This window comes from Stenotrophomonas sp. YJH_SMC_64 (assembly GCF_059371375.1).
Map to the genome: position 1 here is coordinate 104,983 of NZ_JCAFUN010000009.1, position 13,498 is coordinate 118,480.

The 13,498-nt window shown below is 66.2% G+C and carries 14 protein-coding genes; 6 read left to right on the plus strand and 8 right to left on the minus strand.

The features are described 5' to 3' along the window. Positions 1-64: 64 nt before the first annotated feature. From AC5P9L_RS11400 to AC5P9L_RS11410, 3 genes are all read left to right on the plus strand, one after another. The gene (locus tag AC5P9L_RS11400; RefSeq protein WP_005409707.1) at positions 65-253 is read left to right on the plus strand and encodes a hypothetical protein; all 189 of its coding nucleotides are present in this window, start codon (positions 65-67) and stop codon (positions 251-253) included. Positions 254-353: 100 nt separating this feature from the next. Beyond that, positions 354-992, plus strand: coding sequence for a DUF6766 family protein (locus tag AC5P9L_RS11405; RefSeq protein WP_227416052.1), 639 nt, complete (start codon positions 354-356; stop codon positions 990-992). A 3-nt stretch (positions 993-995) separates the two neighbouring features. Next, positions 996-1,589, plus strand: a complete 594-nt coding sequence (locus AC5P9L_RS11410) for a cysteine hydrolase family protein (protein ID WP_262101594.1) — start codon at positions 996-998, stop codon at positions 1,587-1,589. Here AC5P9L_RS11410 and AC5P9L_RS11415 read toward each other — a convergent pair. Further along, positions 1,572-1,805 (minus strand): metallothionein, encoded by a 234-nt coding sequence (locus AC5P9L_RS11415; protein WP_005409710.1) that lies wholly within the window; start codon positions 1,803-1,805, stop codon positions 1,572-1,574. The two genes, AC5P9L_RS11410 and AC5P9L_RS11415, sit on opposite strands and share 18 nt — an antisense overlap. A gap of 220 nt (positions 1,806-2,025) precedes the next feature. On the opposite strand from AC5P9L_RS11415, the gene AC5P9L_RS11420 reads away from it, so the two are divergent. Beyond that, on the plus strand, positions 2,026-2,625 hold the full coding sequence (locus AC5P9L_RS11420; RefSeq protein ID WP_423159924.1) for a fasciclin domain-containing protein: 600 nt from the start codon (positions 2,026-2,028) through the stop codon (positions 2,623-2,625). 99 nt (positions 2,626-2,724) lie between these two features. On the opposite strand, the gene AC5P9L_RS11425 is transcribed toward AC5P9L_RS11420, so the two are convergent. After that, positions 2,725-2,853 carry a hypothetical protein gene (locus tag AC5P9L_RS11425; RefSeq protein ID WP_261280069.1) on the minus strand — a complete coding sequence of 43 codons (129 nt, stop codon included), beginning with the start codon at positions 2,851-2,853 and terminating at the stop codon, positions 2,725-2,727. Between the two features lie 208 nt (positions 2,854-3,061). On the opposite strand from AC5P9L_RS11425, the gene AC5P9L_RS11430 reads away from it, so the two are divergent. Next, on the plus strand, positions 3,062-4,309 hold the full coding sequence (locus tag AC5P9L_RS11430; protein WP_227415527.1) for an arsenic transporter: 1,248 nt from the start codon (positions 3,062-3,064) through the stop codon (positions 4,307-4,309). A gap of 25 nt (positions 4,310-4,334) precedes the next feature. On the opposite strand, the gene AC5P9L_RS11435 is transcribed toward AC5P9L_RS11430, so the two are convergent. From AC5P9L_RS11435 to AC5P9L_RS11455, 5 genes are all read right to left on the minus strand, one after another. Next, on the minus strand, positions 4,335-5,768 hold the full coding sequence (locus AC5P9L_RS11435) for an OprO/OprP family phosphate-selective porin (RefSeq protein WP_138969980.1): 1,434 nt from the start codon (positions 5,766-5,768) through the stop codon (positions 4,335-4,337). Positions 5,769-5,902: 134 nt separating this feature from the next. Further along, positions 5,903-6,679 (minus strand): ABC transporter permease, encoded by a 777-nt coding sequence (locus AC5P9L_RS11440; RefSeq protein WP_005409726.1) that lies wholly within the window; start codon positions 6,677-6,679, stop codon positions 5,903-5,905. Then, a complete protein-coding gene (locus AC5P9L_RS11445; protein WP_227415526.1) occupies positions 6,663-7,496 on the minus strand; it encodes an ABC transporter ATP-binding protein in 834 nt (277 codons plus the stop codon). The genes AC5P9L_RS11440 and AC5P9L_RS11445 overlap by 17 nt, the downstream gene beginning before the upstream one ends. 14 nt (positions 7,497-7,510) lie before the next feature. Further along, entirely contained in the window at positions 7,511-8,569 is a 1,059-nt protein-coding gene (locus AC5P9L_RS11450) for an ABC transporter substrate-binding protein (protein ID WP_171968494.1), read from the minus strand. Positions 8,570-8,644: 75 nt separating this feature from the next. After that, complete coding sequence (locus AC5P9L_RS11455) at positions 8,645-9,766, minus strand: 4-oxalomesaconate tautomerase (protein ID WP_227415525.1); 1,122 nt, start codon at positions 9,764-9,766, stop codon at positions 8,645-8,647. 109 nt (positions 9,767-9,875) lie between these two features. Here AC5P9L_RS11455 and AC5P9L_RS11460 point away from each other — a divergent pair, with 109 nt between their 5' ends. Then, positions 9,876-10,778 carry a LysR family transcriptional regulator gene (locus tag AC5P9L_RS11460; protein WP_005409730.1) on the plus strand — a complete coding sequence of 301 codons (903 nt, stop codon included), beginning with the start codon at positions 9,876-9,878 and terminating at the stop codon, positions 10,776-10,778. 65 nt (positions 10,779-10,843) lie between these two features. On the opposite strand, the gene AC5P9L_RS11465 is transcribed toward AC5P9L_RS11460, so the two are convergent. Continuing rightward, on the minus strand, positions 10,844-13,492 hold the full coding sequence (locus AC5P9L_RS11465) for an excinuclease ABC subunit UvrA (RefSeq protein WP_227415524.1): 2,649 nt from the start codon (positions 13,490-13,492) through the stop codon (positions 10,844-10,846). Positions 13,493-13,498 lie beyond the last annotated feature (6 nt).

Below are 13,498 nucleotides of genomic sequence, written 5' to 3' on the forward strand. Positions count from 1 at the left end.
CTACGGGGTCATGGTGTTAACCCGGCCCGGTGCAGTCTTCGGTCTCTAGCCGCAGGAGCTGCCCATGAACGACAAGCTGCCCTTCAATCCGACGACAGACGTGGACGATCAGTCGAAGGCGCACACGCCGGACAAGCGGCGCAACGATCGAGCCAAGTGGAAGGAGCACGACATGCCCGACGACGGCGATGGCCCCAAGGCCGTACCGGAAGACTACGAACGTCCTGATCCTGACCCGACCGGAAAGCGTTGAGTCCGCCTCACATTCTGGATGCGCCGGATTCACGGGTCATGGCCTGCTACCCGCGCAAGCTTCGCGCACGGCCTCTGGAACAGACTGAACGAGGTGTTGCATGTGGAAACGCAACGGTCTCTCGCTGGTGCTGCTTGTGCTCACGCTTGTGTTCATCGTCGGGCAGGCGGTTGCCGGGCATCACGTGCACAACCAGGAACTGGCCGAGTACGGACGCGCGCCGATCGATCTCTGGCACTACCTCGCGACGGGGCACTTCGTCAGCGCGACATTCGAGAACTGGGAGAGCGAGTTCCTGCAGATGGGGATGTATGTGCTCCTGACGGTCAGCCTCCGCCAGCGCGGCTCGGCCGAATCGCGGCCGCTGGACCCTGCGCAGGAACAGAATCGCGTCGAGCCGGGGCCCACGCCGTGGCCGGTAAGGCGCGGTGGTCCATGGAAGACGCTCTACGGTCATTCGCTTGCGATCGCGTTCGGGCTGTTGTTCCTGTTCAGCTTTACGCTGCATGCAGTGGGAAGCTGGCGTGCCGAGGAGGCCGAACAGCAGTTGAAGGGATTGCCGCCGCCAGGCTTTGTGGAGCACCTCGCCAGCAGCACATTCTGGTTCGAATCCATGCAGAACTGGCAGAGCGAATTCCTGGCTGTGCTGTCCCTGGTGGTGCTGACGATTTTCCTGCGCCAGAAGGACTCCCCGCAATCCAAGCCGGTTGAGGCCCCACACGCACAGACAGGTGATTGAGCCATGCGAGCTGATCCATCGACGGCCCTGCTGATCATCGACATGTTCAGCCGATTCGACTTCCCTGGCGCTGGAAAGCTGGCGCCGGCGGCAGAGCGGGCGGCCCGGCAGATCCGGCGCCTGAGGGATCACTTCGACGAACGCGGTTGGCCGGTCATCTACGCCAATGACAATTTCTCGGATTGGAAGCGCGACTTCCGCCAGCAGGTGGAACAGTGCCGGCGCGACGGTGGCCCGGCAGGGCGAATCGCCAGCCTTCTCTCGCCTTTGCCTGGTCACTACTTCGTGCTCAAGCCCAAGCACTCGGCCTTTCTGGCCAGCCCTTTGCCGATTCTGCTGGCCAAACTGGGAGTGCGCCGCCTTTGCCTGTGTGGCATGACGGCCGATTCGTGTGTCCTGGCTACAGCGTTGGACGCCAACGCCAGGGAATTCCACGTGGTGTTGGCGTCGGAGGCCGTGGCGGGGATGCCAGCGCAGAAGCGGCGGGCACTGGCGCTGCTTGCTGGTTCGGGCGCAGCGCGGGTCGTGCGGGTTTCTTCGCTTGTCTCTGGGCAGGAGCGGGATGGCGTTGACGGCGACTCAGGCCCGGTCGGCTAAACCCTGTACACCTGAATGACCGGCGCAGTGTGCGCAGCAGAAGATCTGGCCGTTTCCTTCAACACCATGCCCGATAACAGCGCAATCGCAGTGTGCGCAGCGCGGTGCAAATGCGTGGATCGCGCATTCGAACGAATCGAACGTGCCGCTGCGCCCGCCCTGCTGGAGGGTGAAGCTCTTGTCGTAGTTGTTGCCGCAGACATCACAGGTGGCCATGGGGCACCTCGTGCTGTGGAAGGAACGTGCAGTGTGGACAGCGCGGGTGTCGGTGGCCGTGAATGCACCGTGTCGCGAGGGTGTAGGACGTTCGCGTCGTCACCACGCAGGCGTCGCAGCAAACGGCTCCCGCTCATCCTCCAGCGCCCGGCCAACGCCCATGCTGGCGCGCGCCTTTGATGGCCGCTGCATCCGTTCGAGCTCACACGCCGTAGGAAAGATGCCCGCGCTGTGCGGGTCATCCAGAAAGGAATGCACCGTGAACGCTCTTCAGCGCATCACCGCCGCAGTCGGCTTCGCTGTACTTGTTTCGGCCGGCTCCAGCGCCTTCGCCGCCAACACCGTAATGGTGGGCGGGGCAGAAATGTACCCGACGAGGACCATCGTCGAAAATGCCGTCAATTCCAAGGATCACACCACGCTGGTCGCAGCGGTCAAAGCAGCGGGCCTGGTCGACACTCTCAACGGCACCGGCCCGTTCACTGTTTTCGCGCCCACCAATGGGGCCTTCGACAAGCTGCCTGCGGGCACTGTCGGCACGCTGGTGAAGCCTGAAAACAAGGCGCAGCTGACACGGATCCTTACCTATCACGTTGTCCCGGGCAACTACAGTTCCGCCCAGCTCCTGGCCGATGCCCGCAAGCACGGCGGCAAGGCCAGCCTCAAGACTGTGCAGGGCGAGCCTCTCACCGTGGCGCTCCACGATGGCAAGCTCTGGGTCATCGATGCAAGGGGTGGCAAGGCAGGCATCAGCATTGCCGACGTCAACCAGTCCAACGGCGTCATCCACGTGGTCGACACCGTGCTGATGCCCAAGTAAGGGGCTCACGCGACGGGCATCGGGCGCGATGCCCGTTGCCCGGGTGGGCCACCCGCCGGGCACCCTGCGGACCTGCCGCGCATCCCGCAGTGGCAGGGGCTACCACTCCGGCCCCAGCAGCTTCACTACTTCGGCTTCAAGTTTCTGCGCGGCCTCGTCCTGGGAGGCGACCTTGATGCACAGCCCCGACTGCGCCGGCCCCGGCATCAGCTGGTAGCGGTTGATCATGATGTTCAGAGCACGTGGACGCGACGACGGCCTGGATGCCCGCGTCCGTCACGGAACGCGCCGGGCCGCATCACTCGCTGCACCGGTCCGCGCGCTATGATGCTGCGACCCGGAACCTGCGATGTTTGCAGCGGCCGCCCATCCGCTGCTCGCGCGACAGGACCACTCGCGCCAGTGTCGCTGCAGGCGCCGCTGAAGCCCCTACCCCATGCTCGCCCCCTCTTCCTCCCTCGTCATCTGGGCAGCGGTCACTGTTGCCACTGTCGGCCTGCTGTTCCGACCCTTCCGCATTCCCGAATATGCATGGGCATTGGGTGCTGCCGCCCTGCTGCCGCTGCTGGGTGCGGTATCGCTGGAAACCGCGTGGCACGCCGTGGCCGAAGGCCGCGATGTCTACCTGTTCCTGGTCGGCATGATGGTGCTGGCCGAGCTCGCCCGCCGCGAAGGGCTGTTCGACTGGCTGGCGTTGTACGCGGTGCGGCACGCGGGCGGATCGGGGCGGCGCCTGTTCGACCTGGTGTTCCTGGTCGGCACGCTGGTGACGGTATTCCTGTCCAACGATGCAACGGCCGTGGTGCTGACGCCGGCGGTCTACGCGGCCTGCAAGGCGGCCCGGGCCAATCCCCTGCCCTACCTGTTCGTCTGTGCCTTCATCGCCAACGCGGCCAGCTTCGTGCTGCCCATCTCCAACCCGGCCAATCTCGTGGTGTACGGCCAGCACATGCCGCCGCTGCTGCAGTGGCTGGCGCAGTTCGCGCTGCCGTCGGCGGCGGCGATCGGTGCCACCTATCTGGTCCTGCGCTGGGTGCATCGGCGCGAGATCCCCCAGCCGCTGGTGGCCGCGCCGGCGCATCGCCCGTTGACCGAGGGTGGGCGCCTGAGTGCGCTGGGTGTGCTGTTCACCGGCACGGTGCTGCTGGTTACGTCCGCCTTGAACGGGCCGCTGGGCCTGACCACCTTCTGCGCGGGCACGCTGAGCGTGGTGGCGGTGGCGATCCGCCAGCGACGCAGCCCGCTGCCGCTGCTACGCCACGTATCCTGGGGGGTGCTGCCGCTGGTGGCGGGGCTGTTCGTGCTGGTAGAAGCGGTAGCGCAGACCGGTGTCATCCAGAGTTCGGCCAGCGCGCTGCAGGCGCTGGCGAAAACGTCGCCGCACCAGGCCAGCTGGCTGGCCGGCGGCGCCGCTGCACTGCTGAGCAACGTGGCCAACAATCTGCCGGTCGGCCTGGCGGCTGGTTCGTTGGGGCAGATGGCGGACCTGCCCGCGCAGACCCGTGCCGCATTGCTGGTCGGCGTGGATCTGGGCCCGAACCTGTCGGTGACCGGCTCGTTGGCCACGATGCTGTGGCTGATGGCGTTGCGTCGCGAAGGCGAGCATGTCAGCGCGCTCGACTTCCTGCGCGTCGGCGCGCTGGTGATGCCACCTGCACTCATCGCAGCGTTGTTGCTGCTGTGACCAGAGTGCAGGCGGCGCCCCTGCCCTAGAAGACCAGCTGCAGGCGGGTATTGAAGGTGGTGCCTTCATCCCTGCCCATTGCGCTGCCGTTGCGGTGACGGGTCTGCCAACGGACGGCTTCGAACATCACGCGACTGAAATCGTTGAGGTACCAGTTCGCGCCCAGGGTCCACGCGTTACCGGTACCACCACTGGGCAGCTCGGCATAGTCCACGTCTTCATAGCGGCCCTTCAGCTCCCAGGCACCGCCGCCGCCGCGCGTCACCGGATCGGCGACCTTCACCTTCCCCCAGGTACCGGCCTTGCCCGAGTACGAAGGCTGGGCGCCCGCCAGGAACCAGCCAGCCGAGATCGCCCACGCCGCGTGGTCGCGATCGTAGCGACCGCCGGCATCGGCCCCGCGCAGGCTTCGCGTACCCCACTCGCCCGTTGCCCACGCCGGGCCGAAGAAGCCGGCCAGTTCCGCACCGTACGCGGTGCTGCGCTCGGCGCCCAGCAGTGTGCCCGGCGTGATCCTGACCAGATCGTTGAAATGCCCCGCGATGGCCGAACTGCGCACCACGCCGCTGGCCCCGGCGGGAATCTTCTCGTGGAACGCCCATGCGCCCAGATGCAACGTGGCGCCAGCGGTGTCCAGCGGATTCCAGTGCACGCGCGTGGCCCAGGTCTGGCTGTCGTTGTCGGTGCCGGCGTTGTTGAGATCGTTGCCGGCCACCGACAGGCTGGCGTGCCAGCCCTTTCCGTACACCCGCTCGGTCAGCCCGACACCGAACAGGCCGCGCTGCGGCAGCATCAACGTGCCGACCACGTTGCGTTCCTGGAACGGCGTGTTGGAGGTGCTGCTGGAGCCATCGATACCGCGATCGTTCAAGCGGTTGCCCATCGTGAGATCGGCCGGCAGGCCGAACAGGGTGTGGTCCAGCGTGGCGTAGACCGACTTCCAGGCCACCGCGTTGTCGGCGAAGTCACCCTCCACCACCCAGCCCAGTGTGCCGTAGCGTCCCTCGGCCCCCAGGCGCACCGAACGGACCTCGGTGCCCGAAACGTTGCGATCACCGACCGCCGAACCGTCCGTACTGGAGGCATCGACGAACAGGCGGCCGCGGGGACGGAACACCGTAGTGCCGTCGGCGCTGCTGAGCTCGGGTGCGCCCTTGGCCCAGGAGACCTTGGGCTGCCTGGACTGGCCGGATTCCAGTGCGGCCACCCGCGTTTCCAGCGCAGGCGCGGGCGGCGTTGACGGTGCCCCCGCACTGCCCTGTCCGCCCTCGACGGCGCGGAGGCGCGCTTCCAATTGCTGGATCTGCAGCGCCTGCTGCTGCACCAAGCGTGACAGCTCGGCCTGGCTCAGTGGCGTGGGCGGGGATGAAACAGACTGGGCGTCGGCGTGGCCACTGGCCAACAGCAGGCCGAGCGCGACCGGCAGCGCTGCCAGCGGCAGCACGGTGGAAGGGTTCATGGACTCTCTCTCCGGCCAGCCGGCCCCCTGGCCCGGCGCTGGCCTGTTGCGGTGGTGCGGGGGAAGATCGGGGGAGGAAGCTCGCGCCGCCGGATCGGACCGGCGGCGCGGCAGGCGGGCTCAGCCCGGCCCGGTCAGCTGGTGGCCTGTGCCTGGGCGTTGGGACGCCAGGTGATCAGCTTGTTCTCGACCACGTCCAGCAGGGCGTCGATGACCAGCACGAAGGCGGCCAGGATGATGATGCCGGCGAACACACCCACGGCATTGAAGTTGCCCTCGGCCTGCGCGATCAGGTAACCCAGGCCCGCCGAAGCGCCGAGGTACTCGCCGATGATCGCGCCGACCACGGCAAAGCCGACCGAGGTGCGCAGCGAGGACAGGATCCAGCTCGCCGCTGCCGGGAAGTAGACATGGCGCAGCAGATCGCTGCGGCTTGCGCCCAGGATGCGGGCATTGGCCAGCACCACCGGATTCACCTCGCGCACTCCCTGCATGGCGTTGAAGAACGTGGTGAAGAACACCAGCGTGACCGCCAGCGCCACCTTCGACCACAGGCCCAGCCCCAGCCACAACACGAAAATCGGCGCCAGCACCACGCGCGGAATCGCGTTGAAGCCCTTGATGAAGGGATCCAGGATGCGCGCCGAGCGCCGGCTCAGGCCCAGCCAGACACCGCCGGCCACGCCCAGGCCGGTGCCGATGATGTAGCCCAGCGCGGTTTCAGTAAGGGTGATGTAGACATGCTGGTAGAACGAGGTATCGGACAACCAGGTCCAGGCCTGCTGCACGATGGCCGTTGGCGAAGGGAAGAAGAACGGATCGATCACGCCCAGCGCGATACCGCCTTCCCAGCCGCCGAACACGGCGACTACCAGGGCCAGCTGGATGAATTTGTCAGTCTTGGCGTGCATAGCTCTTCTCCACTTCGCCGCGCAGGCAGGCCCAGATGTCGCGGTACAGGTCGGTGAAACGGTCATCCAGCTTGATCTCGGACACATTGCGCGGCCGTTCCAGATCCACGTCGAAACTGCGCACCACGCGGCTCGCTGGACCGGACGACAGCACCACCACGCGGTCACCCAGCGCGATTGCTTCTTCCAGGTCATGGGTAATCAGGATCACCGAGCGGCGATCCTCCTGCCACAGGCGCAGCAGCTCGTTCTGCATCAGGTGGCGGGTGTGGATGTCCAGCGCCGAGAACGGCTCGTCCATCAGGATCACCTTCGGCTCGACGATCAGCGCCTGCGCCATCTGCACACGCTTGCGCTGGCCACCGGACAACTGATGCGGATAGCGATGCTCGAAACCGGCCAGGCCGACCTTGGCCAGCCACGCGTTGGCCTTGGCCTTGCGTTCGGCTTCGGGCACGCCGCGGAAGCGCAGGCCGAGTTCAACATTCTGGTAAGCCGTCTTCCACGGCAGTAGCGCATCCTGCTGGAACAGGTAGCCGACCGACTCCTGCACGCCGCTGACAGTGCGGCCATCGATGGCTACTTCGCCGGAGGACGGTTTCAACAGCCCCGCCACGGAATTGAGGATGGTGCTCTTGCCGCAGCCGGTCGGCCCGACGATGGCAAGGAACTCGCCGTCACCCACCTGGATGTCGACATCACGCACGGCGGTGAATTCGCCGAAGGACATGCTCACCTTGTTGAGGGCGACCATGGTCTGTGCAGGCTCCAGCTGCGGCGCGCCGTTGAGCTGGCGCACGGTGGCATTGAGGGCCATGGGGTTACCTCCGCTTACGGTTGGGCAGCCGGCGCCGCAGCGTGGGCACGCTCGACGAAGGCATTGGTGTAGGTCCTGGACAGATCGATGTTGGCCTTGGCCACATCCGTGTTGAACTCGCGCAGCACCTTCAGTGGGGTTTCCAGGTCGGCCGGCGTGAAGTGACCGTCCCGGGTAAAGATCGCGCGGGCGTTCTCCACCGCGCGGGCATAGGTGGCGCGGTCGCCGGAGACGTAGCTGTCCGGCAGCGCGGCAACGATCTCTTCTGCACTGTTGTCGGCGATGAACTTCAATGCCATCTGCTCGGCACGGGCGATCTTCTCGGCCGCTTCGGGGCGCTTGTCCAGGAAGCTCTGGTTGGCATACATCACCGAGGTCGGGTACAGCCCGCCATAGACCTGGCGGGCGCCTTCGTCGCTGCGCGCGTCGAGGATGATCTTCCCGACCTTGCGCTCGGTGATCAGGGTTGCAGCCGGATCGTAGTTGACCAGCAGATCGATCTTGCCCTGCTCGAGCGCGGCGACTGCAGCAGCGCCGGAGCCGACGCCGATCAGCGAAATGCTGTCGGCCGGAATATCGTGCTGCGCCAGGAAGTGGCGGACGAAGAAGTCGGACGAGGAGCCCGGGGCCGTGATGCCGACCTTCTGGCCCTTGATGGACTCCGGTCGCGCAGGATCAAACGTGGCATCTTCGCGCCCCGCCATCACCAGGCCGGAATTGCGCGAGAGCAGCACGAAGGCCACCACGTCCTTGCCCTTGGCCTGCATCTGGATGGTGTGGTCGTAGAAACCGACCGCCACGTCGGTGGAATTCGCCACCAGGGCCTGCAGCACCTTCGAGCCACCCTGGGCGAAGTTCTCGGTTTTTACGTCCAGGCCGACGTCCTTGAAGTAGCCCTTGGCATCGGCAATGAAGAACGGAAGGTTGTTGAGGTTGTAGGAGCCGACGCTGATGCGCACGGGTGCATCGTCACCGGTGCCGGTGGATGCGCCTTCCGCGCGCCCGCTGTTGCTGCAACCGGCCGCGGCCAGGCCGGCCGCGCACAGCGCGGCCATGAAGAACTGCTTGTACATCATCCCTCCCAGGAGTGAAGCATCTACGTTGTAATGGCAGGCATGCGCGTCTGCGCCGGCCCTGCCGGGTTCAGATCATGCCGCTGACGTCCATTGGCGGGCTTGGGTGGAACTGGCCATGGCAGGCGCTGGCGTTGTCGCAAACACGCGACCTTCGAACAGTCGGCGTGCGGTGCGGACCACGCTGGCAATCACCGGTGCGTCATCCGAGCTGCGACTGAGGCCCACCTGCAGGTCCCCGCTCGGATGTTCGAGGGTAATGCTGCCGGGAACGGACAGGCACCCGACCAAAGTGTGGGCCAGCGTGCCCGGCGTGACGGCGGCGGTAGCCAGGCCGACCGCACCGGTGATCGCCAGTGCGGTGTGGCATTGGTGCGGCATGAAGTAACGCACCTGCAGATCGCCGCCGTGTTGCGGCGCCGACAGCAGCACCGGCTTGGGAATGACCTTGTTGCCGGCGTCGGCGATGCCCATGCGGGCGCCCGCCTCGATGCGCAGCGCTTCCAGCCGGCGCATGAGCGCGGCATCCGCGTTCAGTTCGGCGGGCGAGGCATCACCGTGCACGCCCAGGTCTTCGGCACGCACCAGCATCATCGGCATGGCGCAGTCCACCAGGCTGACCGGCACGCCATCGATGGTTTCCCGGGCGTGGCCGCTGGGCAGCAGCTTGCCGGTGCGGGCGCCTGCGGCATCAAGGAAGGAAAGCCTGACCGGCGCGGCCGAGCCCGGTGCGCCGGCAATGCGCGTATCACCTCGGTACACCACGTTGCCGCCGGGCGTTTCCACCGTGGCGATGATCAGCTTGCCGGTGTTGACGTTGTGGATGCGCACCTCGGTCTGCGGGTCCTGAGCCTGCACCAGCCCCCGCTCGATGGCATACGGGCCCACCGCCGCCAGCATGTTGCCGCAGTTGGGGGACGTGTCCACCGCCTGCTGCTCCACCCGTACCTGGGCGAACAGATAGTCCACGTCGGCGTCTGCCCGGCTGGATCGGTCGATGATGGCCACCTTGCTGGTCAGCGCGTTGCCGCCACCGATGCCATCGATCTGCAGCGGATGGCCCGACCCCATTACTTCCACCAGCAGGCGATCGCGTTCAGCAATGTCCGCCGGAAGATCGCTGGCCAGGAAGAACGGGCCCTTGGATGTACCACCGCGCATGAGTACGCAGGGAATGCTGAGCAGATCGTTGGACATACGTGTGCTAGATTGATGCGTATAGGGGATGAATGACCCCTCTGTGATTCGATACTGGCATGACCACAATTGATCTGTGAATTGCTGATTTTTGGATGATTGATACCCAATGAGCATCAATTGCGAAATCCTGGATCTACGCGCATTCCTGCTGGTGTCGGAGACGCGCAGCTTCCACCGCGCCGCGGAGATCCTGCACGTCTCCCAGCCGGCACTCAGCCGACGGATACAGAAGCTGGAGCAGGCTGTGGGTTCGCCACTGCTGGAGCGCACCACGCGCAGCGTCAGCACCACCGCCGTCGGCGAGAACCTGCTGCCGCTGGTGCGTCGCATGCTGGAGGAATTCGATGGGTCACTGTTCTCACTGCGGGGCCGGGACGATACGCGGGGCGCTACCGTCACCATCGCCTGCCTGCCCACGGCGGCGTTCTACTTCCTGCCCAGCGTGATGGCGCGTTTCCACGAAGCGCATCCCAACGTGCGCTTCCGGATCCTGGATATCCCGGCCACCGAAGGCCTGCAGGCGGTAGAGCGTGGCGAAGTCGAGTTCGGCATCAACTTCATGGGCGCCAACGATCCGAATCTCGATTTCGACGTGCTGGCCGAAGATCCCTTCGTGCTGGCCTGCCGACGCGATCATCCGCTGGCCCGCAAGCGCAAGGTTGAATGGGCCGATCTGGCCGAGCACCAGCTGATCACCGTGCATCGCACCAGCGGCAACCGCACGCTGCTGGATGGTGCCCTGGCGCGCGAGAACCTCAAGTTGAGCTGGCACTACGAAGTGACCCACCTGTCGACGTCACTGGGCATGGTCGAGGCCGGCATCGGCGTGTCGGTCCTGCCGAAGATGGCCACGCCGGACGGGGATCATCCGACCCTGGTGACGCGCACGATTGGTAACCCCGTGGTGTCGCGCACGATCGGGATCGTCCGTCGCCGGGGCGCCCTGCTCTCGCCTACTGCGGAACGCTTTCTGCAGATGTTGATGAGCCAGTGGCGCGGGGAGACCTGAGCATCGTTTGCTGGACAGGCCACCCCCGGATCTGGCCGAGGATGATGGCCGGGCATGGCTCGGCCCTACAGAGGAGCCAGCTCGCGCGCAAGGAAAGGCGCTGTCCTGCTTCCCCGTGCGCGGGCCACCTGTTGCGGCGTTCCCTTCGCCACGATGGTGCCACCCGCGCTGCCTGCGCCCGGCCCGACGTCAATCACCCAGTCCGCCTGGGCGACCGCCCGCATGTCATGCTCGATCATCACCACCGTATTTCCTGCGTCGACCAGCCGCTGCAGCTGAACCAGCAGCCTGTCCGCATCCGACGCGTGCAGGCCGGTGGTGGGTTCGTCCAGCACGTAAAGCGTGCGCCCGCGCTGGCTGCGCTGCAGTTCGGTGGCCAGCTTGATGCGCTGGGCCTCGCCGCCTGAAAGCTCCGTGGCCGGCTGGCCCAGCCTCAGGTAGCCCAGGCCGATGTCCTGCAGCAGCTGCAACGGCCGGGCAATCACCTCTTCCGCCATGAAGAATGCATGCGCCTGGTCCACGGTCATCTGCAGGACCTCGGCGATGTTGCGGTCATTCCATAGCACCTTCAGCGTGGCCTCGTTGTAGCGGGCGCCGTGGCAGGTGGGGCATGGGGCATAGACGCTGGGCATGAACAGCAGTTCGACACTCACGAAACCCTCGCCTTCGCAGGTTTCGCATCGGCCCTTGGCTACGTTGAACGAGAAACGACCCGCATCGAAGCGACGACGACGTGCGGCGGGCGTCGCCGCGAACAGTTTGCGCACGTGATCGAACAGCCCGGTATAGGTGGCCAGGTTGGAGCGTGGCGTGCGGCCGATCGGCTTCTGGTCGACCTGCACGACCCGCTGGATGGCGTCCACATCACCGGCCAACTGGCCACGGGTGGTTTCCATCACCGTCGGCCCGTCGTCCGGCGACGCCTCGGCGCCATCGTCCGCGGGTTCATGCCCCAGGTGCAGCAGCATCAGCTCGGGCAAGGCCTGTGCCATCAGGCTGGACTTGCCCGACCCCGAAATGCCGGTCACGGCCGTCAGCAAACCCAGCGGCACCTGCGCGTCCACTCCCTGCAGGTTGTGGCGATGGATGCCCTGCAGTTCCAGCCAGTAGGTGGCGGTGCGCTGCCGACGGGTGGGCGCGGGTACCTGGTCGAACAGATACAGTGCCGTGCGCGACTCCTGCACCTGGCGCAGGCCGCCCGGCTCACCGCTGTAGAGCACGCGCCCTCCCCGCTCGCCGGCCTCCGGGCCCACGTCCACCAGCCACTGCGCGCGGCGCATCAGCTCCAGATCGTGCTCGACCACGAACACCGAGTTGCCACCATCACGCAGCCGGTCCAGCGCGTCGTACAGCGCCTGGCTGTCGGCGGGATGCAGTCCGGCCGAAGGCTCGTCGAGCACGTACAGCACACCAAACAGCAACGAGCTGAGCTGCGTGGCCAGCCGCAGGCGCTGCAGTTCGCCGGCGGACAGCGTGGGCGTGGCGCGGTCCAGCGAGAGATAGCCCAGGCCAAGCTCGCGCAGTTGCCGTACCCGCCCCATGACCCCGCCCGCCAGCCGCTGTGCGGCCAGCCGCTTCTCTTCGGACAGGGCCGAGGTCAGGCGCACGTCGGGGGCGCCCTCGTGCGTCGCGCGGCCACTCGCGGCGCGCCGGGCACGATCGCGGGGTGTCGCATGCCTGCTGATAGGTGCACCCTTGCTGTGTGCGCCGAAATCACCTTCCGCGATGGGCTCCAGCAGATCCGCCAGTTGATCCAGGGGCAACCGCATGAACTCACCGATATCCACGCCCGCGAAGGTGACCGAGAGCGCTTCCGGCTTCAGGCGCTTTCCGTGGCAGGCCGGGCACAGCTTGCCTTCCATGTAGCGGGAAACCCGTTTGCGCATCAGCGCGCTCTGGGTGTTGGCGAAGGTATGCAGCACATAGCGACGCGCGCCGGTGTATGTACCCATGTAGCTCGGCTCGAGCTTTCGCTTGAGCGCAGCCCGGGTCTCGGCAGGCGTGAAGCCTGCATAGACCGGCACGGTGGGCGTTTCTTCCGTGAACAGGATCCACTCCCGATCCTTCTTCGGCAGCTTCTTCCACGGTACGTCGATGTCGTAGCCGAGCGTGACCAGGATGTCACGCAGGTTCTGGCCATGCCAGGCCGGCGGCCAGGAGGCGATGGCGCGCTCGCGGATGCTCAGCGACGGATCCGGCACCATCAAGGCTTCCGTCACCTCGTAGACGTGCCCCAGCCCGTGACAGGTGCTGCAGGCGCCCTGCGGGGTATTGGGCGAAAAGTCCTCGGCGTAAAGCATCGGCTGGTTGGCCGGGTATGCACCTGCACGCGAATACATCATGCGCACCAGGCTGGACAGCGTAGTGACGCTGCCCACCGATGAGCGCGCGTTGCTGGCGCCGCGCTGCTGCTGCAGGGCCACTGCCGGCGGCAACCCGTCGATGGCGTCCACATCGGGCACGCCGGCCTGGTCGATCAGACGCCGTGCATACGGCGCAACCGACTCAAAGTAGCGCCGCTGCGCCTCCGCGAAGATCGTGCCGAACGCCAGCGATGACTTGCCGGAGCCCGAAACACCGGAAAACACCACCAATGCGTTGCGCGGGATGGAGACGTCGACATTCCTGAGGTTGTGCTCGCGCGCGCCACGCACCTCGACGCAACCGCTGGCAGCGGCGGCGCATGACGATTCACCAAAGGGGGGATTGGACATCTTCGC

Coding starts and splice junctions, on each gene's coding strand:
- AC5P9L_RS11465 (WP_227415524.1), bottom strand. CDS start 13,492: ATGTCCAATCCCCCCTTTGGTGAATCGTCATGCGCCGCCGCTGCCAGC.
- AC5P9L_RS11425 (WP_261280069.1), bottom strand. CDS start 2,853: ATGATCAACCGCTACCAGCTGATGCCGGGGCCGGCGCAGTCGGGGCTG.
- AC5P9L_RS11430 (WP_227415527.1), top strand. CDS start 3,062: ATGCTCGCCCCCTCTTCCTCCCTCGTCATCTGGGCAGCGGTCACTGTT.
- AC5P9L_RS11410 (WP_262101594.1), top strand. CDS start 996: ATGCGAGCTGATCCATCGACGGCCCTGCTGATCATCGACATGTTCAGC.
- AC5P9L_RS11435 (WP_138969980.1), bottom strand. CDS start 5,768: ATGAACCCTTCCACCGTGCTGCCGCTGGCAGCGCTGCCGGTCGCGCTC.
- AC5P9L_RS11450 (WP_171968494.1), bottom strand. CDS start 8,569: ATGTACAAGCAGTTCTTCATGGCCGCGCTGTGCGCGGCCGGCCTGGCC.
- AC5P9L_RS11400 (WP_005409707.1), top strand. CDS start 65: ATGAACGACAAGCTGCCCTTCAATCCGACGACAGACGTGGACGATCAG.
- AC5P9L_RS11405 (WP_227416052.1), top strand. CDS start 354: ATGTGGAAACGCAACGGTCTCTCGCTGGTGCTGCTTGTGCTCACGCTT.
- AC5P9L_RS11455 (WP_227415525.1), bottom strand. CDS start 9,766: ATGTCCAACGATCTGCTCAGCATTCCCTGCGTACTCATGCGCGGTGGT.
- AC5P9L_RS11415 (WP_005409710.1), bottom strand. CDS start 1,805: ATGGCCACCTGTGATGTCTGCGGCAACAACTACGACAAGAGCTTCACC.
- AC5P9L_RS11440 (WP_005409726.1), bottom strand. CDS start 6,679: ATGCACGCCAAGACTGACAAATTCATCCAGCTGGCCCTGGTAGTCGCC.
- AC5P9L_RS11445 (WP_227415526.1), bottom strand. CDS start 7,496: ATGGCCCTCAATGCCACCGTGCGCCAGCTCAACGGCGCGCCGCAGCTG.
- AC5P9L_RS11420 (WP_423159924.1), top strand. CDS start 2,026: ATGCCCGCGCTGTGCGGGTCATCCAGAAAGGAATGCACCGTGAACGCT.
- AC5P9L_RS11460 (WP_005409730.1), top strand. CDS start 9,876: ATGAGCATCAATTGCGAAATCCTGGATCTACGCGCATTCCTGCTGGTG.